Source organism: Luminiphilus sp. nBUS_16 (assembly GCF_051201645.1).
Taxonomy (GTDB): domain Bacteria; phylum Pseudomonadota; class Gammaproteobacteria; order Pseudomonadales; family Halieaceae; genus Luminiphilus.
The window spans coordinates 3064969-3089917 of the sequence record NZ_CP179205.1 but is presented as its reverse complement, the minus strand read 5'-3'; the positions used below and the strand labels follow the sequence as shown (position 1 = coordinate 3089917).

The 24949-nt window shown below is 51.2% G+C and carries 20 protein-coding genes and 1 tRNA gene; 18 read left to right on the top strand and 3 right to left on the bottom strand.

Annotation, left to right across the window (positions count from 1 at the left end; genetic code table 11):
* The 3 genes from ACMAY6_RS13790 to ACMAY6_RS13780 all read left to right on the top strand — a co-directional run bounded on the left by ACMAY6_RS13790 (window position 1) and on the right by ACMAY6_RS13780 (window position 2302).
* Window positions 1-558 (top strand): nuclear transport factor 2 family protein, encoded by a 558-nt coding sequence (locus tag ACMAY6_RS13790; protein WP_435212740.1) that lies wholly within the window; start codon window positions 1-3, stop codon window positions 556-558.
* Between the two features lie 441 nt (window positions 559-999).
* Window positions 1000-1716 (top strand): TetR/AcrR family transcriptional regulator, encoded by a 717-nt coding sequence (locus tag ACMAY6_RS13785; protein WP_435212738.1) that lies wholly within the window; start codon window positions 1000-1002, stop codon window positions 1714-1716.
* Between the two features lie 208 nt (window positions 1717-1924).
* Window positions 1925-2302, top strand: coding sequence for a hypothetical protein (locus tag ACMAY6_RS13780; RefSeq protein WP_435212736.1), 378 nt, complete (start codon window positions 1925-1927; stop codon window positions 2300-2302).
* Between the two features lie 400 nt (window positions 2303-2702).
* On the opposite strand, the gene ACMAY6_RS13775 is transcribed toward ACMAY6_RS13780, so the two are convergent.
* A complete protein-coding gene (locus ACMAY6_RS13775; protein WP_435216045.1) occupies window positions 2703-3332 on the bottom strand; it encodes an aldehyde dehydrogenase family protein in 630 nt (209 codons plus the stop codon).
* A 536-nt stretch (window positions 3333-3868) separates the two neighbouring features.
* Between ACMAY6_RS13775 and ACMAY6_RS13770 the strand changes: the two genes are divergently transcribed.
* The 10 genes from ACMAY6_RS13770 to ACMAY6_RS13725 all read left to right on the top strand — a co-directional run bounded on the left by ACMAY6_RS13770 (window position 3869) and on the right by ACMAY6_RS13725 (window position 14313).
* On the top strand, window positions 3869-6178 hold the full coding sequence (locus ACMAY6_RS13770) for a TonB-dependent receptor (RefSeq protein ID WP_435212734.1): 2310 nt from the start codon (window positions 3869-3871) through the stop codon (window positions 6176-6178).
* Between the two features lie 345 nt (window positions 6179-6523).
* Entirely contained in the window at window positions 6524-7030 is a 507-nt protein-coding gene (locus ACMAY6_RS13765; RefSeq protein ID WP_435212733.1) for a nuclear transport factor 2 family protein, read from the top strand.
* A 29-nt stretch (window positions 7031-7059) separates the two neighbouring features.
* Entirely contained in the window at window positions 7060-8046 is a 987-nt protein-coding gene (locus ACMAY6_RS13760) for a thiamine pyrophosphate-dependent dehydrogenase E1 component subunit alpha (protein ID WP_435212731.1), read from the top strand.
* Between the two features lie 42 nt (window positions 8047-8088).
* Complete coding sequence (locus tag ACMAY6_RS13755) at window positions 8089-9111, top strand: alpha-ketoacid dehydrogenase subunit beta (RefSeq protein ID WP_435212729.1); 1023 nt, start codon at window positions 8089-8091, stop codon at window positions 9109-9111.
* Window positions 9101-9358, top strand: coding sequence for a lipoyl domain-containing protein (locus tag ACMAY6_RS13750; RefSeq protein ID WP_435212727.1), 258 nt, complete (start codon window positions 9101-9103; stop codon window positions 9356-9358). Before ACMAY6_RS13755 ends, ACMAY6_RS13750 begins: the two co-directional genes overlap by 11 nt.
* 28 nt (window positions 9359-9386) lie before the next feature.
* Window positions 9387-10457, top strand: a complete 1071-nt coding sequence (locus ACMAY6_RS13745; RefSeq protein ID WP_435212725.1) for a VOC family protein — start codon at window positions 9387-9389, stop codon at window positions 10455-10457.
* Window positions 10458-10590: 133 nt separating this feature from the next.
* The gene (locus ACMAY6_RS13740; protein WP_435212723.1) at window positions 10591-12564 is read left to right on the top strand and encodes a sigma-54-dependent Fis family transcriptional regulator; all 1974 of its coding nucleotides are present in this window, start codon (window positions 10591-10593) and stop codon (window positions 12562-12564) included.
* Window positions 12554-13315, top strand: coding sequence for a lipoyl protein ligase domain-containing protein (locus ACMAY6_RS13735; RefSeq protein ID WP_435212721.1), 762 nt, complete (start codon window positions 12554-12556; stop codon window positions 13313-13315). The genes ACMAY6_RS13740 and ACMAY6_RS13735 overlap by 11 nt, the downstream gene beginning before the upstream one ends.
* 27 nt (window positions 13316-13342) lie before the next feature.
* Window positions 13343-13696 (top strand): putative quinol monooxygenase, encoded by a 354-nt coding sequence (locus tag ACMAY6_RS13730; protein ID WP_435212719.1) that lies wholly within the window; start codon window positions 13343-13345, stop codon window positions 13694-13696.
* A gap of 365 nt (window positions 13697-14061) precedes the next feature.
* Window positions 14062-14313, top strand: coding sequence for a hypothetical protein (locus tag ACMAY6_RS13725; RefSeq protein ID WP_435212717.1), 252 nt, complete (start codon window positions 14062-14064; stop codon window positions 14311-14313).
* A 378-nt stretch (window positions 14314-14691) separates the two neighbouring features.
* Here the strand turns inward: ACMAY6_RS13725 and ACMAY6_RS13720 are convergent.
* Window positions 14692-14768 (bottom strand) — tRNA-Val (locus ACMAY6_RS13720).
* 406 nt (window positions 14769-15174) lie between these two features.
* Here ACMAY6_RS13720 and ACMAY6_RS13715 point away from each other — a divergent pair.
* The 3 genes from ACMAY6_RS13715 (at window position 15175) to ACMAY6_RS13705 (ending at window position 19216) form a co-directional block, all read left to right on the top strand.
* The gene (locus tag ACMAY6_RS13715) at window positions 15175-16236 is read left to right on the top strand and encodes a patatin-like phospholipase family protein (protein WP_435212715.1); all 1062 of its coding nucleotides are present in this window, start codon (window positions 15175-15177) and stop codon (window positions 16234-16236) included.
* Between the two features lie 266 nt (window positions 16237-16502).
* On the top strand, window positions 16503-17771 hold the full coding sequence (locus ACMAY6_RS13710; RefSeq protein ID WP_435212714.1) for a glycoside hydrolase family 2 TIM barrel-domain containing protein: 1269 nt from the start codon (window positions 16503-16505) through the stop codon (window positions 17769-17771).
* Window positions 17768-19216 (top strand): MFS transporter, encoded by a 1449-nt coding sequence (locus tag ACMAY6_RS13705; RefSeq protein WP_435212712.1) that lies wholly within the window; start codon window positions 17768-17770, stop codon window positions 19214-19216. Before ACMAY6_RS13710 ends, ACMAY6_RS13705 begins: the two co-directional genes overlap by 4 nt.
* A 36-nt stretch (window positions 19217-19252) precedes the next feature.
* On the opposite strand, the gene ACMAY6_RS13700 is transcribed toward ACMAY6_RS13705, so the two are convergent.
* Entirely contained in the window at window positions 19253-22720 is a 3468-nt protein-coding gene (locus ACMAY6_RS13700) for a hypothetical protein (RefSeq protein WP_435212710.1), read from the bottom strand.
* A 316-nt stretch (window positions 22721-23036) separates the two neighbouring features.
* On the opposite strand from ACMAY6_RS13700, the gene ACMAY6_RS13695 reads away from it, so the two are divergent.
* Window positions 23037-23945: a glycosyl hydrolase family 17 protein gene (locus ACMAY6_RS13695; RefSeq protein WP_435212708.1), complete on the top strand. Its 909-nt coding sequence runs from the start codon at window positions 23037-23039 to the stop codon at window positions 23943-23945.
* A complete protein-coding gene (locus tag ACMAY6_RS13690) occupies window positions 23942-24856 on the top strand; it encodes a glycosyl hydrolase family 17 protein (RefSeq protein WP_435212706.1) in 915 nt (304 codons plus the stop codon). The genes ACMAY6_RS13695 and ACMAY6_RS13690 overlap by 4 nt, the downstream gene beginning before the upstream one ends.
* Window positions 24857-24949 lie beyond the last annotated feature (93 nt).

Sequence of the window (24949 nt, the reverse complement as noted above, 5' to 3'; positions counted from 1 at the left end):
ATGGCTGGAGTAGTTGATCGCCTGCAAGAGATAGTCGATAAGCAGGACATTCATGAGGTGGCAATGCGTTATTGCCGTGCCTGCGATCGTGTAGACGCAGCGCTGCTCAGAACAGTATTTCATCAGGACGCCTACTTAGCCTATGGCTCATTCGACGGCCCGGCTACTGAATTTGTTCCCTGGGTAATCAAACACATTCGAGAAGATTTCGTGCACGGGTACCATGGAATTGCCAATGAATATGTTGTGGTTGAAGGAGATGTCGCTTACGGAGAGTTGTATGCGGTCGTCAATAATGCTGTCGTGACTGAAGAGGGTCAGGTCATCGAAAATATGATCTGGGGACGCTACATTGACCGTTATGAGCGACGCAGCGGAGAGTGGCGTATTGCACGCCGCCAGTTCTTGCTCGATTCCATTGAAAGTCGGCCGTCCTCAGACCAAGCGCGTGATCGGTCAGATCAAGGTGAGGACGGGTTGGCATGGGGCATGAGATCCATAGACGATGCATCCTACTCAATCTTGCCAGCACAACCTAACCGAGCTTTGGATTGGTAAACTCACAATATTTGATTTGACGACCCGTTGGGGCCATATACCCTTTGCCGTTGTTGAGCGATGCGGCTTCGTGGATGTGGTGTACGTCTCAGGCGCCGAAATCGTGACCGCTGGGTCCCGACAACCTCGGCGCGGTAGTGGCTGGATAGTCTGACTGGCGCCGGCAGGCGCTTCCGCGGTTTACATGTTTCGCGACGATAAAGGGTACTTGGAGAATCGCTGGCCAACAGGTGTTTGGCGTCGCGTTCTGGAGATTGGTAGGAGTCGGCGTCGGCAGAGTCACCCTAAGATTTGGACTCCTTGGGCATTCATGGAGTTTATTTAGATATCGGACGGATCTCAGGATACAGTGCGATAATCCAGCAGGCGTGGCGTTGAATGCCGTCGCTGTTATACTCCCGCCAGGTGTTATGGCGCTCGATTTGATGTGCTAGAACAGGTTTGACTGACGTAATAGGCCTTATGAAAGCGACGGCAACATCAGTAAAGAAAACTCACAACAGACGCTCCTCTGACACAAAGAATAAGATTCTCGATGCGGCGGAGCAGTTGTTTTCAGAATGCGGATTCTATGGCACGTCTGTGCGTGAGATTACGAAGCTCTCTGGCGTCCAAGTATCCCTTAGCTACTACCACTTCGGATCAAAGGAGGCCATCTTAAAGGCCGTTGTTGATCGTCGTGCTGATCAGCATATAGAAGACCATCGTCGCTTGTTGAGAAATAATCTCGCGGCTAATCAGGGGCGCCCTCTTCCCGTGGAGCAGCTGATAGGAATCTTTGTGCGTCCCAGTCTGGAGCGGCTAGTTGGCGGAGATGCGGGTTGGAAGCGCTACGTCCAGCTGCTGTCACATCTGGCTTTCGAATCTGCGCGTAGCGAGCACGCATTTGTATTTTTCAAATATGATGAGGTCATCATAGAGTTTATTGATGAGTTCAAACGCAGCACTCCCGATGCTGATCCGAAAGACTTAAATTGGGCTTTTTATTTCCTACAATCTGCGCACACTCACTCGTTGCTGGAGGCCCAGATAATCGATAGGCAGTCTAACCACCTGTGTGACTCCTCGAATATCGAGGAGTTGATATTGCAAATGCAAACATTTTTCGGTTCCGGCTTATTGGCTTTGAAATCTCAAACGAAGGCTACAAACCCCTGAACTCATTGCCAGCTCCACGAGCTTAGCGCACTTCGAAAAGTCTGAGCAGAAGGCCAGACGCGTTGATGGTTTCCGTTGTACGCTCTTTAGCTGACAACAGCTCTGGTTTCACAAATTTCGCCAAAATGGCATCTTTTCTCGAGAAAAAGTCCCGAGGGAGGCAATGCGGCCTCGGCAGATTCGGTCAGTATCCGTAACGGAGTTCGATATGATATCCCCAGAAGATGAGCTCCGGATAAAAGAGACGCATCATCGATATTACCAGGCGTTAGGCACCGCTGATTGGGCTGCACTAGGAGAAATTTTCACGTTCCCTGCGGTGTTCAAGGGGTTTGTTGACGAGGTGCTCGTAGCGACAGACGCGTCGTCACTAGCCACCACATTTGCCATGCTGATCGCTGCCACGCCGCAGGCTGAGCGTACTGATATTCTCAGTATGGACGCAACTTGTGTGAGGTCAAACACTTACATGCTGGATATGAGCTACGTGCTGTACGACATGTTCGACGCGCCTGTTCACGAAGGTAGGGCAATCTATTTTATGAATCGTGTACTGGATGATTTCAAAATTTTTGCAATCATGTGACTATTATTCGCTCCGGCATCGTCCATGCCCTAGTAACTTCCAGCGCTCAAATGGTGACGGTGGGCAATGGCCGAGCGACCGTGACCTGGAGCTGAACTAAGCCAGCGGATATCGCGCCGGGGCACTGGTTACAGGGTAACCGCATCACGGGGTGATCAGACTGGTACGACCAATGACGCCGATACCATGTCAAGGCCAACTGGCCGCACCAAGACACGGGTGGACGCTTCTAAATTAGCGATAAGTGAGCAAGGGCTACAGTCGAGGCTGCACTGCATGATCCGAGGGTTAAAGTCGAGATAGTCTGTATGGCTGCCGCCACTTAAAGTCAGATTATTGGCAGTTTCTTCGGTGTCGCAAAGCTTGCTGGTAGCGATTGTTGCTAATGCTCACAAAGTCACTATTCCTGCAGCGTAAATAGGTCCGTATTACCGCCTTTGGCTACCACATTGTCCGTACGCGTTTTCTCCCAAACAAATCGATACAAATAGTGAGGCCCTCCAGCTTTAGGTCCGGTACCAGACAGGCCTTGGCCTCCGAATGGGTTCACTCCGACGACGGCGCCTACGGTATTGCGATTGATATACGTATTACCCACCTCGGTATTTTCAAATACCGTTTGGGCAAAGCCGTCTATCCGGCTGTGAATACCCAAGGTGAGTCCATAGCTTGACGCCCTGATATCGGCTAGCACGTCTTGCAGCTCGGATTTCTTGTAGCGAATTACATGCAAAATGGGTCCGAACACTTCGCGTTCTAGCTGATCGAGGCGATCTATTTCGTAGATTTGAGGCGCAACAAAATGACCGTTGGTTAAGTCGGGATTGAGCGAAGCCTTCGACAAAAGCCGCCCCTCCCGGCGCATTCTGTTTGTGTGCTCTTCGATGAGCTGCTGGGCCTGGGCGTCAATTACAGGGCCTACATCGGTTCGAAGTTCCATTGGATCGCCAACCCTTAACTCCAGCGTTGCCCCGCGTAGCATGTCGATCACCGCGTCGGCGATGTCCTCCTGTAAATAGAGTACGCGCAGGGCACTGCAGCGCTGCCCCGCGCTTTGAAATGCCGAAACGATAACGTATTAACGGCTCTTCCTCTCTCCGGCTACGTCATCCCTCACAACCGCCTTCAAAAATCTTCGGCATGAATAGCGCGACATCTGTTGCGTCATTTTGCAACAGATGTCGCGAAATGACTTGGCGCATTGATGTGCCTGCATCGATACGTCGCTCATACCCACGTTTTAAAAGTGTCTCGTGGGAGCAGAATTAAGAGGTAAAGTTGGCACGCTAATTGCTTTAATCGTATAGAGGCAACGGTGCGCGCAAGGCGCGAACCAAAGTTGATAGGAGTATTTCGGGCGCCAACCGAGACAGGAGTATGGTCTAGCGATCTTGGGAGCGCTTGGCATCAGTTTAGCAATATGGGAAATTTGAGTGCTGAAAATGTCATCATTGTTTTACTCAAAGGCGAAGTGGGTGAACAGTTTTCAGCGCTTTTTGCCTAAAGATAACAGGACGTCCACAGTGGACGAACTTCATGGACTGCTCTAGGAAGGTGAATGCTAAAATGAAATTCGATAACAGTAATAAAACAACAATACATACGATGGTCGTGGGTGCTCTGTTGCTATCGCCGTTCACTGCTGCTCAGGAGTCGGGTGCCAATAGTGGGTTAGAAGAGGTCATTGTCACCGCTCAGAAAAGGTCGGAGTCGCTTCAAGATGTTCCGATTTCGATTTCCGCTTTATCGGGCGATCAAATGGATCGAATGCATGCGACGACGCTGGAGTCCCTGCAGGGCTATATCCCGAATCTGCAGGTGCACTCGTTTGCCAACGTATCTCATGGTTCAGCCTTCAATATTCGAGGTATGGGCGTCATTGAGCCAGATCCTAATGGCGGGACCACAGTCGTAATTGTAGAGGATGGTGTTCCGCAATTTTTTAATATGACCTCATTTCTAGATGCGTTTGACATCGAGCGGGTTGAGGTTCTGCGCGGACCACAGGGCACACTGTTTGGTGCCAATGCCACAGGCGGTGTGGTGCAGGTCGTGAACACCGCACCTAGTGGAGAGTTTGGCGCAAAAGTGGATATCGGGATTGGCAACTATGACCTTACGGAGATCAAGGCGGCGGTTGATTTCCCCATTACCGATCAGCTATCGGCAAGAATTACTGGAACCAGCGAAGACCGTGAGGGTTACGTCACCAATATTGTTGACGGCTCCTCGATGGGGTCGCGCGATCGCTCTGGCTTAAGAGGCCAGTTACTCTTTGAGAACGACTCTGGCTTTACCGCTCGATTGATCGCGTCAGTGGTGCGACATCGCGACGGGGTTCAAGATACGGTAAGTGGTAGCTTGCCGGGTGAAATCACCTATGTCGCCCCGGGCACAGTTTTCCCCTCAGAGGGTCAGCCGAACTCGGCTTTCGCACCCATGTACCAGCAGCCTTGTGTTCAAGCCAATGTTCGCTGTCGCGCACCGGACAAATACTTGTCAGCAAACAGTGACGTGACGGGCGTTTCAGATATGGACACTCATGCGGCAACCCTGCATATGAGTTGGGATACTGGACTCGGTGAAGTCACTTCGATCACCGGTCTTAAAGACTTTGAGCTCCACGACCTCAACGATCAGGATTTCACGCCTGCCTTTATCGATGATACCGAGCGACTCACTTCCGGAGACCAGTTTTCTCAGGAACTGAGACTGAATATGGATCTATCGGATAGCCTCACCGTCATGGTGGGTGGTTTTTATGCCGACTATAGCTACGATCACTTTCAGGATTTTCGTGTCGGATGGGTGCCGGGATTTCGGCAGTTGACCGAGTATGGCGGCAGTACCGAAACCTACTCTCTATTTGCACAATCTTATTTCGACATTAGCGACCGGCTGCGATTGCAGTTAGGGCTTCGCTACACATCGGAAGAGCAGGATTTTTATACCACTGTCTCAAACTTTTTTGGCACCCGCGGTATAGCCGAAGATCTGCAGGGCGAGGGTGCTAATCAAACGCCTGGTGAGTATGAAGTGTTCCTCGGTGATGTGCCGGTGACCAAAGGTGAGTCCTGGAGTAACGTAGGTGGCAAGGTGGGGCTGGATTTCCAACTGAATGAGGACATGATGGTCTATGGCTATTATGCCCGAGGCTTCAAATCGGGCGGCTTTGTGGGCCGTATTGTCATTCCGGAAGACTCAGGTCCCTTCGATGAAGAGTATGTGGATACCTATGAGATCGGTATAAAAACAGAGTTGCTCGACCGCACTTTACGGCTTAATGCGGCGGCGTTCTTCAACCAGTATGACGACATGCAGCTGGCTAATATCTATTTTACTGAAGATGCCTTCGGCAACACCGTCAACGGCAACACCATTCTTAATGCGGCCAATGCGGAAACATCTGGTCTGGAGGTGGATCTTCTGTGGATGCCGACTAACAGCCTTCGAATTAACGCGTCACTGGGGCTCCTCAACGCTGAATATAAAGATTTTGTCTACGGTGCGGATAACATCGATCTCGCAGGTCAGACGCTGCAAAACTCGCCTGAAACAACTGCTAATTTAGGTTTGGAATACACCGCTCAAATCCAGAGTTTAGAGCTGCGATCCTCAATCCAATACAAATATGTATCGAAGAAGTGGGATGGCAACATTGTGAACTCGCCCAGATCGGAGGTGCAGCCAACGAACCTGGTTGATGTCAATATTGATTTGTCCGATCCGAATTCGAACTGGTCTTTAGGTATTTGGGCGATGAATCTTATGGATGAGCGCTACATATCTAACAGCTTCGTCGCGGCAGGTGTCGTGGGGCTGGTGGACTACCAGCCGCCGCGGACCTACGGCATGACCTTGAGCCTCAGTTTTTGATCAACGGGTATGTTCGGCGGCAACACATTTTTATGTTGACTCGGGTAACTGGGTTATCTGGATGTTCTCCGCTCCCGTTCGAGATAAGGCCACAGGTGGGAGCCAATCGGCTCACCACCTGCTGGTTGCTACCTAGATCAGCGTGAGCGCCAGTTGCATGGGTCTTTAGGAGTGCTCCACGTCTGGAAGGTCCATAAAAACGCAAAAAGCCCGACAGTGGTATTGGTCTGAGAGTAGTGAATGAGCCACATGACGTTAACGAAGAGGTGATGCGAACAGTTGACCCAATGACGATACGTCCAGTGCAAAGTCTTCAGTTCAGCTAACAGGATGGGATACAAAAAAATGGATCCAGCGATACAGGAATTGTTAGATAAAAAAGCCTGTGAAGAGGTGCTGATGCGGTATAGCCGCACTCTGGACTGGTTGGACTATCCCGGCCAAAGCGCGTGTTTCTGGCCAGACGCGGATATCGATTACGGCTTTCTTAAATCGGATCCTGCTGGCTGGCTGGATAAGGTGAAGGATATCGAATCTGCGGCCACGAGACGCTGGCATATGACCGCCAATAGCTTAATCAAAATTGATGGCAGTAATGCTTTTGCTGAAAGCTACACGCTGGCGGTGGGGACTAACGAAGAAAATGGCCAGCTCATTAATACCTTATTCGGCGGTCGTTTCTTGGATGATTTTGAGAAAAGGGGCGAAGAGTGGCGAATTAGTAAGCGCACCTACTTGTGTGATTGGAGTTGTCAGGCTCCAGATCAAAATCATGCGCTCATTAGCGAAGAAAATCCGCTGAACACGCTGGGCGTTTTAGCGCCTGGCCACGCCAGTTACCGGCCCATGTAATTATCTATAGCTATAGCTGAGAATTCATCATGAATCCAACACCAGAACAAAAACAATGGATGTACCGGCATATGTTGGTCAGCCGCCTTTTCGAGGAAACCATAGAAAAGATCTATCTTGAGGGTAAGACACCTGTTTTCAATATGGCTAATGGCCCCATTCCGGGCGAAATGCATTTATCTAATGGGCAGGAGCCTTGCGCAGTTGGTGTATGTGCTCATTTGAACAAAGAAGATGTGGTGACAGCGACCCATCGACCGCATCACCAAGCGATTGCTAAAGGTGTTGATTTGAAAAAAATGGCCGCTGAAATATTTGGAAAAGAGACGGGATTGAGTGGAGGCCGTGGTGGCCACATGCATCTGTTTGACGCAGACGTCAACTTCTCCTGTTCGGGCATTGTAGGGCAGGGATTGGGCCCAGCGGTGGGCGCCGCTCTGTCTCGCAAAATGCAGAATAAAGCCGGGGTCGCCGTAAGCTTTTTTGGCGAAGGCGCCGCGAACCAGGGTGCCTTCCATGAGTCACTCAATCTTGCTGCGGTTTGGAAGTTGCCAGTCATTTTTGTCATTGAAGATAATGCTTGGGGAATATCCGTTGCGAAGGAGACGGCCACTGCCGTTGACCGCAATGCGGTGCGCGCCGCCGCCTACGATATGCCTGGAGTGTATGTCCCGGGCAATGACCCCGACGCAATTTTTGTAGCGGCTGGTGAAGCCATTGGCAGAGCGCGTGCCGGTGAGGGTCCGAGTTTGTTGGATATCGAGACGTATCGTCTTGCGGGGCACTTCATGGGAGATGCAGAGGCGTATCGACCGGAAGGTGAAAAAGAAGATTTGCTCAGTAAGGACCCCATTCTAGTTTACGAAAAAGCGCTATTAGCATCTGGTGATCTATCTGATTCGGACAACTCAGACCTCAAGGAGTGCGCCAAGCGTGAAGTCGATGAGGCGATTCAATTCGCCAGAGAGAGTCAGTTCGCTAGCCCCGAATCAGCGCTGGATCACGTGTTTGCTTGAGCGATGTGATAGCAGTATTGAATAATTACTGGAAGCAATAACATGGCTGCAAAAGAAAGAAAACTAACCGTAGCGCGCGCGATGGCCGAAGCCATGGCGCAGGAAATGCGTATCGATGAACACGTATTTGTGATGGGTGAGGATGTTGGCCCGTTAGGCGGTGTTTTCGGCAATACGCGTGGTCTATTTGAAGAGTTTGGCGCGGAACGGGTGCGTGATACGCCCATATCGGAGACTGCATTTATGGGCGCTGCGGTAGGTGCAGCAGCTGATGGCATGCGGCCCATAGTTGAGCTGATGTTTGTCGATTTCTTCGGTGTGTGCTTTGACGCTATTTATAACTTGATGGCGAAAAATACCTACTTTTCGGGAGGGAATGTGAATGTGCCAGCCGTAATCATGACTTCGACCGGCGGTGGTTACAGCGATGGCGGACAGCATTCTCAATGTCTCTACGGCACATTTGCTCACCTACCTGGTATGAAAGTCGTTGTTCCCAGTAATGCTTTTGACGCCAAGGGCATGATGACCGCGGCTATCCGTGACAACAGCCCGGTCGTCTATATGTTCCATAAAGGCTTACAGGGAATGGGGTGGTTAGGCACTGAAGCCGGTGCAACGGTGAATGTCCCGGAAGAACAGTACACCGTGGAGATCGGTAAAGCGGCGACTGTGAGTGAAGGAGAGGACGTAACCATCGTCAGTTTGGGTATGGGGGTACATCATTCACTTCATGCCGCCGCGCAGCTGCGGGAGCAGGGTGTCTCAGCAGAGGTGGTGGATCTGCGAACCTTGGTGCCGCTTGATCGTGATCATATTGTTAATTCAGTCAAGAAAACCGGGCGATTGGTCGTCGTTGACGAAGACTACCAGAGCTACGGTGTTAGCGGCGAAATCATCGCCTCCGTGGTTGAGCGGGATATGTCGATATTGCGCTCTCCACCTCAGCGTGTCGCTTACCCCGACATACCCATTCCATTTGCGCGTCATATGGAACAGTGGGCTCTGCCCAACGCAGAGAAAATAGTGACCGCTTGTCTCAAAGCCACGCAAAATGATGAGTAGTGCTGTACACCAGGTAGCCATACCAGTTGACCTTTGGGAGGAGGAAGTCGAAGCTGTCATCACGACGTGGTTTGTCAGCGATGCCGCACAGGTGGATAAAGGTGACCTGCTTGCTGAAGTCATGGCCGAGAAAATTCAGTTTGAAATTGTGGCGCCGGTGACTGGAACATTGGCTATTGTGAAGCATCAAGATCAGCTGATTGATAAAGGCGATGTGATAGCAACGATAACAAGTGCTCCCGATTAACGTCGATTTTCAGTAGAGGCAGTAAGAGATGAAAACTAAAAATTCAGTCATTACATTGTTATCCGCGGTGTTTGTGTTTTCAGCGGGTGAGCTCCTCGCCGGGTGCCCGATCAGTGAGACCAATCCTGAGCAACAGCTCCATGTCACCGGACGGATCCATTTCAACATTAACGTTAGCGACTTTGACAAAGCCAAGCGGTTTTATCGGACGCTGGGATTTGTTGATCAAGTTGGACCATTCCCGGAGACTAATTCTATTGAGGTCAGCAACGGTGTCGGGCTTGACGACCTATACAAAATAAGAGCCGAGCTGATTTATTTGGGCAAGCTTCCTGAGGGCCCGGTAGATTTGACAGTTCCGACGGGGCGCTTTATCGATATTATCGAGTGGATGGAGCCGACCAGATTGGAGCCTCCCTATACTCAGATCAACCATCTTGGCATCAGCTACTTTTCTTTATTTGACGACGATATTCTTGCTCTAGGTGAGCAGTTGGAGGAAGCAGGCGGAACCGATCTGACCGGCCCCGTTCGTCTCTCAAACGGCGACCAGCAATCGATGATTAAAGATCCCGACGGCACCTATATTGCGCTGCATCAATCGGCAGGTAAGACCGCTGAAGTCGATTACTTAAACGTCAACGTTACTGATCTTGAGTGTTCAAAAAAGTTCTATGCTATGTTGGGGCTGGAAGAAGAGGAGAGCAGTGCTGTGTCAGACAGTAATCTCCTATACGAGGCCTTAGGGATAGACGCCGATATGGACAGGGCAGGGGTGATGCTAAACCACCGCGTTGATGGTTCTAAGGTCCGGTTGAGCGAGTGGGCCAACCCGGTTTCTCAGGGGCCGCCCTATCCGGCCCCGATTAACCATTTGGGATTGCAGCGGATCAATTGGGGGACAGCGGACTTGGAAGCAGATATTGCGTTGCTCAAAAGTCGTGGTGTGAAGTTCTTGTCAGATATTGCGCCTTGTTGTGAAGGGGATGCATCAACCTTCGGTTTTATTATTTTTGAGGATCCAGATGGCATCTATAACCAGCTGATGGGCTCGATCACGCCTCCCGCTATAGCACGCTCTGAGTCCAACGAGCGCTGAGCGAGGGCAAAATGGAATGTGGGCAAACCTGAGGATGCAATGTGATGTCCAGTAATACCAGGCCATCAACTCCGAAGACAGGGCGGGCTGCCTCCATTCTTCGAAAGCATCAGTCTGTGGTGGATTATTAATCGTGGATGGTGACCTGCATAAACAGCATATTGTGAGAGTCGCTAACAATGTTCATGCTAACAGCGCTGATGGAATAGCCGACGACGTCATCAGACAGTCTTGGATGCGGTGCGATAGAGAGTTTGGACTCGATCCGGCTAAGCCGCCCAGCGCATGTGTTCTCGATTCTTCAGCAGTAAAAGAGCATCAGGGTCAGATTGAAGGCTTCTTGCAGGTTGCGCGAACAGGCATGGAAGCCTTTTATAAACAAATCTCCACTCTCAATTACGTCATGCTGCTCACTGATGGAGAGGGGGTTACGGTCGATTACATTGGTGATCGAAAGTATGACCGTGAGGCAAAACAAGCCGGACTCTATTTGGGTACTTCTTGGAAGGAGCGGTACGCGGGCACTAACGCAGTCGGCACTTGCCTAAGCACCGGTAGGCCAATAATTTGTCATAAGACGGATCATTTTTATGCCGCCAACATTGATCTAACCTGTACCGCTGCGCCCATTTTTGCGCCGGATGGAAATTTGCTTGCCATTCTGGACGTCTCCTCTTTGAGCTCGCCGCTGGCCAAGGAGAGCCAGTTTCTCGCGCTTCAACTGGTCATGATGCATGCCAAGATGATTGAAAGTGCCAATTTTCTGAGCCACTTCAGTGGTCAATGGATTTTGCGCTTTGCCAGAACTCCCGTTTTTGTTGATGTGAATAAAGAGAATTTGATCGCCATTGATGGAGACGGGACGATTCTTGGTGCGACACAGGCGGCCGTCAATGAGCTGAGCGGGGGGCGCTCTGTCAAAGATGTCATTGGCAGCCCAATTAGCGAACATTTTGAAACCTCGATTGATGATTTGTTTTCTGTCGCGTCTGAGTCAGTAAACTTTGTCCACAAAACGATAACGGTAAGGGGGGCCGGAGAATTGTTCTATATGGACATTACGCCACCTACTGGGAAATCGGTTTTCAAAAAGAAAGCAGGCTTTCTTTCGGGGCATCGCAACGCGTTTGAGCGGATCGCTGGTGAGGACAAGCTTATGCAGGCCTCCATTACCAAAGCCAAACGTTTCGCTGATCAAAATCTAAACATAATCATCAGTGGAGAAACGGGTACGGGTAAGGAGTTAATGGCGCGCGCTATTCACAATTGCAGCGTGCGGAGTATCAAGCCGTTTGTGGCCATTAATTGCGCGGCGATTCCTGAGTCATTGATTGAAAGTGAGCTCTTTGGCTACGAGCAGGGTGCTTTTACGGGCGGCAGCAATAAAGGTAAGAAAGGGTTAATCATGCAGTCTGATGGCGGCACTCTTTTTCTGGATGAAATCAGCGATATGCCTTTGAACTTGCAATCGAGATTATTGCGAGTGCTTGCTGAGAGAGAGGTTTTAGCGCTCGGCTCGGATAAGCCAAAAAAGGCAGATCTGCATGTCATCTCAGCGAGCCACAAAGATTTGAGAGTATTGATAGGGCGAGGCGGCTTTCGAGAGGATCTGTATTACCGTCTTAATGGGGCCACGCTGGAGCTGCCCGCTTTGCGGCATCGTCAGGATATTTCCTTTGTTGTCGGGAACATCGTGGCGGAAGAGTCGAAATTACGCAGGACACACTTTGAGGTATCGACTGAGGTTGAGGAAATCTTTGAGCGTTATCCTTGGCCCGGAAATTGTCGGCAGTTGCGGAATGTGTTGCAGTTTGCGATGGCTTTGACCGATGACGAGATCATTAAAGCGAACGATTTGCCTGATGAAATAAGGTTCGAGTTGCAGAGTAACGAGTTATCTTCATCAGCGGCAATGACAGGGGTTGATGACTCGCTGCAAAACGCGGCATTGGGGAGCGGATACCCAAGGAAGGCCAAGAGTCTGGTAGCACTCCTGCAGAAACATAAGTGGAACATTACCGATGTCGCGCTGGAACTGAATCTCGCGCGATCAACCGTTTATCGAAGAATGAAAAAGTACGCCATCGTCGCACCGAATGATCGCTAGCCCCACTGTACACCCCTCCGCTTTTTCGGTGTCTTGCCATGCGGATCCAATTGTTGAGCTAAAACAGGATGATGAATGCCTTTCCAGCCTGAGGGCAGGGTTTGCGGTCCCGAGCCTCCGGCTTTGGATAGCCGCACCATCGGTCATCGTGAGCAAAAGAGAATCCGAATTACCGCATTTTGAGAGGGCCGCCAGCGTGCTTCAGGAGAAAGGATGGCCGATCTTCGTACGCCGCACAGGCGGCACCATTTGCCCTTTAGGCCCCGGGATACTGAATCTTTCATACGTGAGTAGGTTTAAGTTTGCAGACGGATTTTCCGCAGCCGCCTCGTACAGATGGTTTTGCAGAAAATTGCTTCAATCTGTTTCTAATTGTGGAGTGGCAGGCACAATAGGGTCTGTGCCCGGTTGTTATTGTGATGGTGGGTACAACATCGTCGTATCAGGTAAAAAATTGATTGGCACATCCCAGCGTTGTGTACCGATATCGAGGGATTACAAGGACGTCGCATTATTAATGCACGCCACCATTTTAGTCAGTGCAGATAAAGAACGCCTCTGTCATATCGTCAACCGCTTTAATGCGCTCACCGAGCAAGAGGCGGTGGCGTCAGAAAATGCCCTGATCAATCTGACAGAGATTGATTCATCGGGCGGTAAAGGGGATATAAAAGATACGCTTATGGACGCCCTGGTAGAAGCCTTTCATCCAGGCGTGAACACCTGGGAATATCCGGTAAGCAATTGTTAATTTGAGAAATAAATTAGGGGAAATTGTATGGCGAGCACAGTCCATTGGTTGTTGGAAGTCTCTGTTAACGAAGGCCAGCTTGAGGCCTTTAAAGCGCTTATGGGTGAGATGGTAGCGGCAACTCAAAATGAGCCCGATACGCTGATTTACGAGTGGTACTTTGATGAAGAAAAGCGGACCTGCCAGATAAATGAGCGTTATCGAGATTCGGCAGCTACGATGGTTCATTTGCAGTCATTTGGTGGTTTTGCTGAGCGTTTCATGGCTGCAGTGACCCCGGTCAACTTTATCGTTATGGGTGATCCTGACATGGCCGTTCGTGAGGGGTTGGCGGGCTTGAATCCAACGTATCTTTCTCAGGAAGCTGGGTTTTCTAGATAAACGTTGTGATTGCAGACGCTGAGGCGGGGTCGGCACTGCTCACTGGCCTGATGGGCTGGCTGGGCTACCGGCGCTTGCGGCTGGCGTAGTCTGGTAACACCGGCCCTCTCGTCACTCGGCGGGAGGGCACTCACTCCCATCGCAGACCTCCAGCCTAAGCTTAAAGTTACGTTTTATTCGGTGCAGTGCAGGCCACCGATCTCCGAGCATCACCCACTGTATGGTTGCACTGCGCGGTCGTTGCTGAGCCCGCGTGCTTAGCATGACAACCAAATCACAGCCAAGAGCGTAATGAGCTAAGAGGCGGTCGGTGATCAGCGGCAAAACCGACCGAACGTGGCCGTAAGTAGCGTGATGGAGATGGTATGCCTGATAACCCCGACGAGCACTTTCGTGCTTTTTACGGTGAAGCGGCCGAGGGCAATCTATGTGGTCTGCGCGCAATGTCGACCGCACTGCCCGATCACTTATCGTTAGGGTCAACCACACGCTGCTTAACCCGTGATCTGGGTGAGAAGCAAGCCGAAGTCCGGTGTTTCTCTGATCGGGGAATGCCGATCGAATGTTGTGGGCATGGGTTGCTCTGCAGGATTTTTGGAGACTTGCGGGAAACGTAGTATCTAAGCGGAAAATTGGTAGGACCAGGCGGATTGTCTTCAAGCGCCATTGCCTCTGGCGCTTTAACCCTTCAGGCACCTCCGCGTCGCTCCGGTGGACCAAACGCTTCTGAGGTCGCGTTTGTCGAACAGCGGTTCTCATCCAAACCTACCCCTCTAAAACCAAAAAACCCACCTAAGGGCGGGTTTTTGATTTTGGTAGGACCAGGCGGATTAATCAAAACGCGATTGCATCTCGCGTTTTGACCCTTCGGGTGTCGTCGCAAGCGACTCCATGCAAATCACTCCTTGGGTCGTGATTTGTCGACCGCCTTCGGCGCTTCAAACCAGCTAAACCCCCAAACGAAAAACCCCCGCCGATGGCGAGGGTTTGTCATTTGGTAGGACCAGGCGGATTCGAACCGCCGACCTCTACCATGTCAAGGTAGCGCTCTAACCAACTGAGCTATGGTCCTAGAAAGGATCGCGATTATACCGTTACCGGGCCGTCAGGCAAGGGTTGCAGTTATTACCGGGATTAGGGGGCTTGGCCCGCAGGAAGCGCTGTTGCATAGTGAGCGACTTATTTAGGAATGCCCTTCGGCATTTTCATTAGCGCGACGTACTACTGCGGTTTGCTGCCGTGTCACACTGGCTCATCTAATACACCTCCCAGTTGGCAGTTTGGTGCAGGCCGTCGCCATTGCACTGTATGAGGTAACTGCTTGGTAATGAAATCGGTGTCCACAACATTTGGCTTTCGCTGTTATATCGTCGCCTCGGAAGAGGCCTGTGAGAACGTTTCAAGCCAGAGTATTGGCGGGCTTCAGGTAAAACACAACGCCCGGATTCTGGGTTGCCGCGGGGTGGGTCGCTGAAATTATGAAAGCTCTCGAAGTCAGGGTTGGGCGGGCTGCGGCGGCGCAATTGGCATCTGAAGGTTGGCAACCCAATCTTATTGACGGGCTAATTGGCGCGTCCGGGGGCCCGAAGTGGTTAATTCTGGGGAAACTCGATCGTGCGTTGAGCCGTTGGCTGCATCCCGGCAGGCAGAGACCTCTCCAAGCTGTGGGTTCCTCGATAGGCTCCTGGCGCCACGCACTGCTTGCGCAGAATGACCCCGTTGCTGCCATTGACCGGTTCGAGGATGTTTACCTGCGCCAGACTTATAGCTCTGCCAAGCCCAGTGTTGCTGAGGTGACTGCCGCCAGTAAAACGATGTTGATGACCGCTCTGGGTGAAGAAGGTGCTGCTGCAGTGGCAGGGCACCCATGGCTGCAAAATTACATTGTCACCGCCAAGGGTCGAGGTCTGACCAACCGCAGCGGGGGCTCGGGGCTGGCATTGGGGTTGGGCGCTGCCGGCTTGGGTAACGCTTTATCTCGCAGTACTTTACCTCTGTCGTTTCAGCGGGTGGTCTTTGCCCACGCCAAGGCACAGCCGTTGCCCGACTTACTCTCGGGCTTTAATACCTGCTACGTGCGGCTACTGGAGCACAGTGTGTCCAGTGCTCTGCTTGCTAGTGGTGCTATTCCGTATTTATTCGACGGGGTGGTTGACGTACCCGGGGGGCCCAAAGGTGCCTATTGGGATGGCGGTATCATTGACTATCACTTTACTCCGCAGGAGCTGAAGCAGGAGGGGCTTTGGCTTTATCCACATTTTAGCAATCGAGTTACCCGGGGCTGGTTTGATAAATTTCTGCCTTGGCGCTCGAAGCCATGCTCGGGGGCCGATCATTTAATTATGCTGTGTCCCTCAGAGGCTTTTTTGGCGTCGCTGCCACAGGGGAAAATTCCGGACCGGCGTGATTTTGGGCGAATGACGGAGGTGGAGCGAATGCGTTACTGGCAGCACTGTGTGAGTCAGTCTCAACGCCTCGGGGATGAGTTCAGCGATCTAATCATGGGAAGCAATCCATTAGCGGACTGCGTGGTTATCTGATTGGCGCGGTGGGTAAGTGGGGCAGCCGGCGTCAAACGTGAGGCGACGCTCTATGTCTCCTCTAAAAAGCTTGGCGGTAAGACATTGCTGCCAATAAAGTCACCGGATTCAGGGTGATGGGTGGAGGGCTGCCACTCGAAAGTTCACCGCACCCTGTTGTTGGGACCGTTGATCCCATTAGGAGACCTTTTGAGCGATTTTCTGCGCCCGGACGCTGCCAAGGTGGCTATGATGCGCCGTCAAAAATCTAATTATAAAACGGGTCCATGGCGACAGCACAACTTCAAAAGACGTCTACCGGTGCTCATCAGCTGTGGGTCGATGGTGAGCGCTACTTTGTCAAAGGGGCAGGGCTGGAATTTGGTCAGATGGACCTCCTAGCGGCCTGTGGTGGCAATACGTTTCGAACTTGGCGGGTGGACAACGGTGTGGCGTCCGCCGAGAAAATTCTTGATCAGGCTGAAGCCGAGGGCTTGAAGGTTTGTATGGGGCTGGACCTCGCGCGAGAGCGTCATGGCTTTGATTACTCGGATGCGGAAGCGGTGAGGTTTCAGCAAGCAACGGTTATGGCCGATGTCGCGCGACTGAAAGACCACCCCGCGCTGCTAATGTGGGGATTGGGTAATGAACTCAACCTTCGGTCTAAGAATGCCAAGGTTTGGGACGCTGTGGAGTCTCTTTGCCGAGACATCAAAGCCATCGATAGTGATCATCTGGTCACTACAATGCTGGCTGGTATCGATGCTGAAACAGTGGCCAATATTAAGCAGCGCGCGCCTTCCCTCGATTTTCTCTCCTTTCAAATCTACGGCGAGATCGACGATTTGCCCGAAATATTGCGGGCGGCCAAGTATGACGGTCCGTATCAGATAACCGAGTGGGGACCCACGGGCCATTGGGAAAGCCCTGAGACCGATTGGGGGCGTTCAATTGAGGTGACTAGCCGACAAAAGGCGCAGGATATTTCTCGGCGTTATCACGATATTATTTTGGCAGACTCGGACAACTGTCTCGGTTCATACATTTTTCTCTGGGGGCAAAAACAAGAGCGAACCCCCACGTGGTACGGATTATTCTTAGAGGACGGCAAGCGCACGGAAGCTGTTGATGTCATGCAGCATGCCTGGTCTGGTCAGTGGCCCAAGAACCGTGCGCCATGCATAACGGAACTCACTTTAAATGGGCAGCAAGCGGCTCAGAGCGTAACTGTTCACGAGCATGCAGCAATGGTGGCTGAGGTCGACCTTGAGGGGTTGGAGCGTGATCTCCAATTTTCATGGATAGTGAGGGAAGAAGTAGAGCGCGCTCAGCAGAGCGATGGGGGCGACTTTGAGCCCACGCCTCCTACTGTTGTCGAGGGCCTAGGGGTGCAAGGCAATCAGTTTTCTTTCGCGGCGCCCAAGCCCGGTGAATATCGCGTTTACTGCCAGATCAATAACAAGACAAATGCCAGCGCTGTAGCGAACATTCCCTTTCGAGTGAGTCCGCCGCGACCACAACCACAGATGAAAAAGACAAAGGTCACCACCGCATGACAACGGAAGCAGTAGCAATCCATGCCTCGGCGGAAGCCCCGGTAATCGGTATTCCAATGAGTCAAAAAGTTGCATTTGGCCTTGGCATGCTGGCCAACCAGATGTTTCCCGCTGCACTCAGTATTTTTATGGTGATATTGGTACAAGGCTTGGGTATGAGCCCCATTCTTTGGGGGCTTATTTTTTTCCTGCCTAAACTGGTCGACGCAATCACAGACCCCATTATGGGCTACATATCAGATCGAACTGAGTCTCGCTGGGGCAAGCGCCGTCCCTATATTTTTATTGGCGCGATTGTTGCCGGTTTGTCTTACATGGCTATGTGGCAATTGTCTGCTGAAGATACTCAGATGTATAACTTTTGGTACTTCCTTGCCTGGTCTATTGTCTTTTTTATTGGCATGACAATTTTCTCGGTGCCCTATGTCGCCATGGGGTATGAGATGAGTAAGGATTACCACGAGCGAACCCGCTTGATGGCGGTAGCCCAGTGGATTGGTCAGTGGGCTTGGGTGATTGCGCCGTGGTTCTGGATTATTCTCTATGACCCCAACTGGTTTGCCTCGGCGGCTGAGGGCGCCAGGACAGTGTCTATTTACGTCGGTTTTTCCTGTATGGCGCTGGCCATGGTGCCCGCGTTCTTTTGCCATTCAAAAGACACCTCTGAAGCCAATAAAAGCACCGACCAGCTGCGAGGTTCGTTGGCAGAAACCTTTTTGGACTTGTTCCGAGGGGTCGTAATTACCCTGAAAAATAAGCCTTTTCAGAAAATTTGCATTGCCACGTTTTGCATTTTTAATGCTTTTAACTGTGTTGCGGGATTTGCCTTTTTTATCATCGTTTACTACATGAACGCCGGCGATCCGGTTGCAGCGGGAAATTGGCCTGCGATATTCGGCAGTGTATCGGCGCTGTGCACCTGCTTCCTTGTCATTCCGGTCGTTAATTGGATGGCGCAACGCTTTGGTAAACGTCAAACATTTTTGTTTACCCAATCTATTTCTCTCGCGGGTTATGCCATGTTTTGGTGGAGTTTTTCACCAGCGAACCCTTACCTAATGATTCTACCGATCCCTCTGTACGTATTTGGTATTGGTAGCCTCTTTACCCTGATGATGTCGATGACAGCAGACATCTGCGATTTAGATGAGCTAGAAACCTACCAGCGTCGCGAGGGTCTATTTGGTGCAATCTACTGGTGGATGGTGAAGTTCGGCGCTGCGTTTGCGGGGCTTCTGAGTGGCCTAATTTTAAGCGTGGTGGGTTTTGACCAAACAGTCACCGTGCAGTCAGATAGTGCCCTAGAGGGATTGCGAGCGGCCTTTATCTTGGTGCCAGCAATTGGCACCTTGATCGGCATATGGGTCATGCGCTCTTATGATCTGGATGAGGCGCGTGCTCGTGAGATCCGCGACGCATTGGATGCGCGCGCCGCGCAAAGCTGATTAGGCCAGCTTAAAGATCGTGGTTAATAAGAGCCCCTAGCGAGGTTCCTGTGCAACCGAAACTTCGATCTTTACGATGTGCCCCAGTTTCATAAACAGCGAGGCTGAGAATGCAGCATCGAGCTTGCCGTCAATGAATTCCTTTTGCTCGCCATTGCTCAGGGTCAGTGTTACGCAACCATTTCCGCCGTTGGTGTAAATGACGGGGACTTGGCAATAGGTAAAGCCCAGTTGCGATGGCGCCACAGACGCTAAGCACGCGGTGCCTTGGACGTCATAATAGGAGAGCTCACACGACTCAGACACAAACTCACAGGCCCTGAGCATGGACGGTTGAAAGGCAACCTGACCTTGCTCGACCTGCACCCCAAGCTCTCCAAGGCGGGTCAGCACCTCTTCCTTAACCTGTCCGGTCATGCCCGGTTGGCGTGCACCGGAAAATCCAGGCGTATGAGAATACGGATCAGTGGGGAAAGCACCATAAACGTCAGGTGCTTTGTTAAAGCCAATGCCTTCCCTGACATCGTAATAGGCCGCGTGCAACGCCGTCAGAGTTTGCTCTGCGCAGTTCAGCTTCTCGGCGTGACGAATCGTATCCAAAATAGCGAGCAAGAGTTTGGAGACCATATGCCAATAAATAGAGCCCAAGCCTTCATAGGCATACATCCCCCCGGAGCGACCGGTGAAGTTGCTGCAATCAAACAGCTCAGAAAACAGTGATTCGATGGCTTCGCGTTCTGTGGCGACTGCATCACTAAATCCCTGTGCGGCAAGTAAATCGAGCGCATAACTGACGGAAGCTGTATTAGTAAAACCACCTGAAAAATAAACCTGTCCTCGAGAATCGCACTCGATTAATGAGTTGTCTCCGGTGGATTTCAGTTCGCCGAGGAGCGACGATTTTTTCACAAACTCCTCTGGAATAATGTTGCGGTCAATAAAAGCTGCTAATTTTCGATTTGGGTAAAGCAAATAAGAGTGCTGGCGCTGGGTGTAGAGGGCAGAAGCCCTCAAATTCTGCAGCAGCTGCAGGGCATCCTCGGGGCTTAAAACATCGGTGCTGAGGACGGCAACCTGGCCTTCAAGCATTTCATAAAGTCGACGGATTCCTACGCCGGTATCGTCCACTGCTATGCGGTTGTAGGCGTGGAATAAACCATTATCCCCTTTGTTATGACGGATACTTGCGGCACTGATATCTGTCGCGGTGGCCATAAACGCCCGCAGAGAGGCTAGTGAGATTTTAGCTTTTTCTCCGCTAAAGCCATGCGCGTAGATACAATCTCGATATTGCTCTGCGGCGGCGCCAAGGCGATCCATGATGGTTTTGCGCAGAGAGTCAGATACTGGTGCGGCGGTGAGCTGCTCCGTGTATTGCTCCAAGACCCCAAAGACCGCGTCAAAGAGGGCCTTAACCTCGACGGAGAGATTGACCACGTCATTGCCCATGTCACCAAGCAACGCCGTTACCTGCTTGAGGAATCGGTGCAAATAACACAGGGTAACCACCGAGACGCCAGTCCCAACAAGGGCATTATTGGCGTCGTTCCATTCCGGGCGCTGGGTATTCATCCAAATGCCGGCGTCGGGTACGAAGTTGCCAATCTTGGCCAGTAATGTGACCAGAATTTTCTCAATAAAACTTACCTGATAGACATCACCACGGGTCGTTAGTATCAGTCGCCCGTCTGCCCCTGTGGCGTCAACACGCTGCTCAATGAGCGCGTCAAGTTCGGTGTCGAACACAATCGTATCGTAAGGGTTAGCAATAATGTCGGCGTAAGGTTTGATTCGGTAGGGGACGTTGGCGTAAGCAAATATCTCTCGAGCCATCATCGAGACCATAACTTCAGGGTTGTGTGTGACGGTCTGCTCGATCAGTTTCGATAAATAAATAAGTTGGTGATCACCCCAGTAGCCAATGTTAGCCCAAGGGTTTTCCGGTTCTGGGCGCTCCCAGTCAATACCCTCGCGCGTTATTCGGTAGGGGTTATAGCCATCTGCCGTTGTCGCGTTTAGAAATTTTGTCACCATGTTGGCGCCAAAACAGGGAATGGATGTGCTTAATGCCTCCCAGTTTTGAAAGATGTCTCGCCAGTTACCCTCATAGCTAAGCCGCTTTTTACCATTGGCATCTTTCACCTGAATTGTAAATCGATTCCATGGCCTTGAAGGGTCTCCATGGCGTCTGCTGAACGTTAACGGCAGGTATTCTCGACACAGGCGTTCCAGCTGCGGGTCGTCAATAGCCGCGAGTGCCCCATTAAGTTCGTGGTAGGTCAGTGTTGCCGGCAACGCGTTGAAGAAAGCACGGTTATCACTACTAACTACCTTGTTCCATGAGCTACAAAATAGCTCTAGGTCCTTTTTATCAATGGCGTAGTTATCTTCAAAAATTCCTCCTCGCATAATGTTAAAGAGTACATTTGAGGCATGATGGTTGGCAGTTAGCATGTCACCGGTAACTTGCATGCCATCTGCCGTGGCTACCAGTCGCTGAAGGTTCTCACTGCCCAGGTCTACGTTAGCGGTTACATGTTTGGGTAGTTGGGTATCAGTCTCTAGGCTATTTAATAGATCTCTTACGGCAGCCGGTCCCTGATTAACATCAGCAACAATGCCCCAGTTAGCAGCGGCACCCGCTTGGAGCTCTAAATTCTGATGGATAAAGTAGGCGCCGGGACGACCCAGAGCTTCTCCTTCATCGGTCAATTCCTCGCCCCGCCTGAAGGCGTCAAGCTGCAGGGAACTTAGCAGGTAACGTGTTGGTGCGGCGCCATAAGACCACACGGTCGTTGCAGAGAGGGCTTCACTGGGCTCGGCCTTGTCTGACAGGATGGAGCTCATGGCATAAATGGCCAATGGCGAATTTGCTATGCGCTCATTCTTTTTGTAGGCGTCTACCAAGCAGCTGAGTTCATTTTGGGTGCCTGCCAAAACACCGTAGGGCAGTACATTCTCAATACCATCAAGAATGCGCGCCCGCTGGCTAGTTGCCCCTGTATTTTCAAGCTTGGCTTGTTTGATGAAACCGTACTTGTCGGAAGTGGCCCATCCGTAGGTAAAGCAAAGGTTTAGGTCGTGGTTGGTTTCCTCAAAGATCAGCTTATCGCCCAGAATATTTTTATAGAGATTGCGGGTAACGTTGTAAACACCGTGGTGTACTGGAGAGAAGGGTTCCCACAAAACGCGTCGATCTTCTGCTTCGACCAATATCAGTGTCCGGCTGCCGGTGTTCCCCGACTGGTCTCTGATCTTGTCTTCGGTGTAATACGGAAATAAGGCACTGTCACAGTCTGTTCTTCCGGCGGATAGGCCACCACGAGTAGAGATAAACAGCCAATGATTTGAGTCGCTGACCACACTCACAAAAAAATCATCCATGTCGCCGAAATTTTCTATCCGATAGAAAACTTCGCCGTCACGCACAACATAGGAACCCGAAACAGGTTTGCTCGTTGACTGAAGTGGACTTGCGCCCAGAAATACTGATTTGCTTGTCATATGACCTTTTCTTGGTTTATTCGCCCATTTCTGAGACCAGGCATACCGCTGTACGCAGTGGCGTAAATTAAGGAAGCAACCGCTATTCCCAGTATCGTCAATGGAGCGTGCGTGCAAACTACTCGGTTTCCTCTGACGAAACGCGCATAGCTTTTCAGCGATGGCTATCGTATGCCAGTGAGAAATTTGCGGATACGTTAACCGATCCGGTTTATCCACGAAAATGTGCGCTTTATCGTATTCCGGCTATCAATGGGCGCTGTACTGCGTACCATTTCACAATTACTTATCGTCTGTTGTTTTTTAAGGGTCAATGATGTCGTTACGGCAAGGCAAACATCACCATTTATTAAATCCCATCAGCGCGTCAGTCGACGACTGCACGCTTGATGAGAGATTGCAGGCATTGTTTGCAGAGAAAATGCATGGCATTTCGTTTAGCGCCTATGGCGAGGGGCAAAAGCCGGGTGACGATTTGTCCCGTGAGCAAATAGAGCGCCGCATGGTGGTTCTAGCCCGCCGCTTTAATTGGATTCGCTCATTTTCCACCGCGCAGGGTAATGACCTCATCCCCGTGGTCGCTAAAGAGCAAGGCTTAAAGACGCTTGTGGGAGCCTGGTTGGGTAAAGACGACGACAAAAATCGTCTTGAAATCGACAACCTGATCGCTCTGGCACACCAGGGTCATGTAGATGTTGCAGCGGTGGGTAACGAGGTGTTGTATCGCGATGATCTGACAGAGCTGCAGCTACTAGACTTCATGAGTGAGGTTCGCGAGCGGCTACCTAGTGATATCCCAATGGGGTACGTTGATGCTTATTACGAGTTTGAGGATCGACCCAAAGTTACTCAGGCTTGCGACGTATTGCTGACCAACTGTTATCCCTTTTGGGAGGGCTGTGCACACCCTTATGCCATTTTATACATGCAGGACATGTTCCGTAGGGTCCAGCGTGTTGCTGAGGGTAAGCGCGTAATTATCTCTGAGACTGGCTGGCCCAGTGCGGGCGGCAGCTTTCATGGTGCCGAGTCGTCGCCGCAGGGCGCGTACCTCTATTTTCTTCGCGCTATGGAGTGGGCTGCAAGCGAGGGCATAGAAATGTTCTATTTCTCTTCTTTCGACGAGGCGTGGAAGGTTGCAGGTGAAGGCGGTGAGGGCGATGTGGGTGCTCACTGGGGCTTGTGGGATAAAGATGAGCAGTTCAAGTACGCTAACGTGTCATGACCCACAGCAAACGGCTCGCTTATAAGTCTGCTATCTGCTACTCCGGTTTCAGAGATGGCCAAAGTCCCGATGCGGGTGTGTACCCTTCAAAAGCTGAAATTGCTGCTGACCTCGCTTTGCTACATCAAGGGTGGGACGCTTTGCGCCTGTATGCTTGCGACCTGCACACTCAGCGAGTTCTTGAAGTTATCCACGAGCAAGGCTTTAAATTTAAAGTCATGCTGGGTGCCTATATCGCGGCTGAGCAGAGTAATCCCAATTGTCCTTGGAACGCTGATTATCCAGAAGCTGTGCTGGAGCAAAACGTGCGCCGCAATGGCGAAGAGATTGAAAGAGCTGTGCTTTGGGCGAACCAATACCCGCATATTGTGGATGTAATTTCTGCGGGCAATGAGGCGACGGTCGACTGGACTGATCACTTGGTTTCAACCGAGTCGGTCATTAAGTATGTTTGCCACCTAAAAGCGCACACCAGCCAGCCGATTACCTTTTGTGAAAATTATGTACCGTGGCTAGGCAAGTTAGATGCACTTGTTCCCCACGTAGATTTGATCGCAATACACACTTATCCGGTCTGGGAATATAAGACGGTCGAGGAGGCTCTCGCGTTTACGCAAGAAAACTACAATGTGGTTCGACAACGCCATCCCGACAAGCAAATTATTATTACGGAGGCAGGTTGGGCGACCGCGTCTAACGGATTTGGAATTCCCGCTGAGAATGTCGGTGAGTACTTCCAGAGGCGGTATGTTCAGGAACTCCTGAAGTGGGCCGAGGATGAGCAAATTCTGGTGTATTTATTTGAGGCCTTTGACGAAAACTGGAAGGGTTCTGATCATCCTTTGGAGCCTGAAAAGCACTGGGGTATTTACAGAGCTGATCGACAGCCCAAGCTAGTGATATCGCCCTAGGTCTCTCCTTTTATGGAGGCCTGATGACCCAAGGGCCGGGGTATTGTGAGCCATTGCGGCTTGGGCCTTGAGACTGATGCCAGAAATCCTTAC

Bases quoted from the DNA above. Each gene is read 5' to 3' on its own strand.
- ACMAY6_RS13690 (WP_435212706.1), top strand. From the start codon at position 23,942: ATGACCCACAGCAAACGGCTCGCTTATAAGTCTGCTATCTGCTACTCC.
- ACMAY6_RS13725 (WP_435212717.1), top strand. From the start codon at position 14,062: ATGCCTGATAACCCCGACGAGCACTTTCGTGCTTTTTACGGTGAAGCG.
- ACMAY6_RS13710 (WP_435212714.1), top strand. From the start codon at position 16,503: ATGGCGACAGCACAACTTCAAAAGACGTCTACCGGTGCTCATCAGCTG.
- ACMAY6_RS13760 (WP_435212731.1), top strand. From the start codon at position 7,060: ATGAATCCAACACCAGAACAAAAACAATGGATGTACCGGCATATGTTG.
- ACMAY6_RS13745 (WP_435212725.1), top strand. From the start codon at position 9,387: ATGAAAACTAAAAATTCAGTCATTACATTGTTATCCGCGGTGTTTGTG.
- ACMAY6_RS13705 (WP_435212712.1), top strand. From the start codon at position 17,768: ATGACAACGGAAGCAGTAGCAATCCATGCCTCGGCGGAAGCCCCGGTA.
- ACMAY6_RS13765 (WP_435212733.1), top strand. From the start codon at position 6,524: ATGGATCCAGCGATACAGGAATTGTTAGATAAAAAAGCCTGTGAAGAG.
- ACMAY6_RS13715 (WP_435212715.1), top strand. From the start codon at position 15,175: ATGAAAGCTCTCGAAGTCAGGGTTGGGCGGGCTGCGGCGGCGCAATTG.
- ACMAY6_RS13695 (WP_435212708.1), top strand. From the start codon at position 23,037: ATGTCGTTACGGCAAGGCAAACATCACCATTTATTAAATCCCATCAGC.
- ACMAY6_RS13770 (WP_435212734.1), top strand. From the start codon at position 3,869: ATGAAATTCGATAACAGTAATAAAACAACAATACATACGATGGTCGTG.
- ACMAY6_RS13700 (WP_435212710.1), bottom strand. From the start codon at position 22,720: ATGACAAGCAAATCAGTATTTCTGGGCGCAAGTCCACTTCAGTCAACG.
- ACMAY6_RS13755 (WP_435212729.1), top strand. From the start codon at position 8,089: ATGGCTGCAAAAGAAAGAAAACTAACCGTAGCGCGCGCGATGGCCGAA.
- ACMAY6_RS13780 (WP_435212736.1), top strand. From the start codon at position 1,925: ATGATATCCCCAGAAGATGAGCTCCGGATAAAAGAGACGCATCATCGA.
- ACMAY6_RS13750 (WP_435212727.1), top strand. From the start codon at position 9,101: ATGATGAGTAGTGCTGTACACCAGGTAGCCATACCAGTTGACCTTTGG.
- ACMAY6_RS13735 (WP_435212721.1), top strand. From the start codon at position 12,554: ATGATCGCTAGCCCCACTGTACACCCCTCCGCTTTTTCGGTGTCTTGC.
- ACMAY6_RS13730 (WP_435212719.1), top strand. From the start codon at position 13,343: ATGGCGAGCACAGTCCATTGGTTGTTGGAAGTCTCTGTTAACGAAGGC.
- ACMAY6_RS13790 (WP_435212740.1), top strand. From the start codon at position 1: ATGGCTGGAGTAGTTGATCGCCTGCAAGAGATAGTCGATAAGCAGGAC.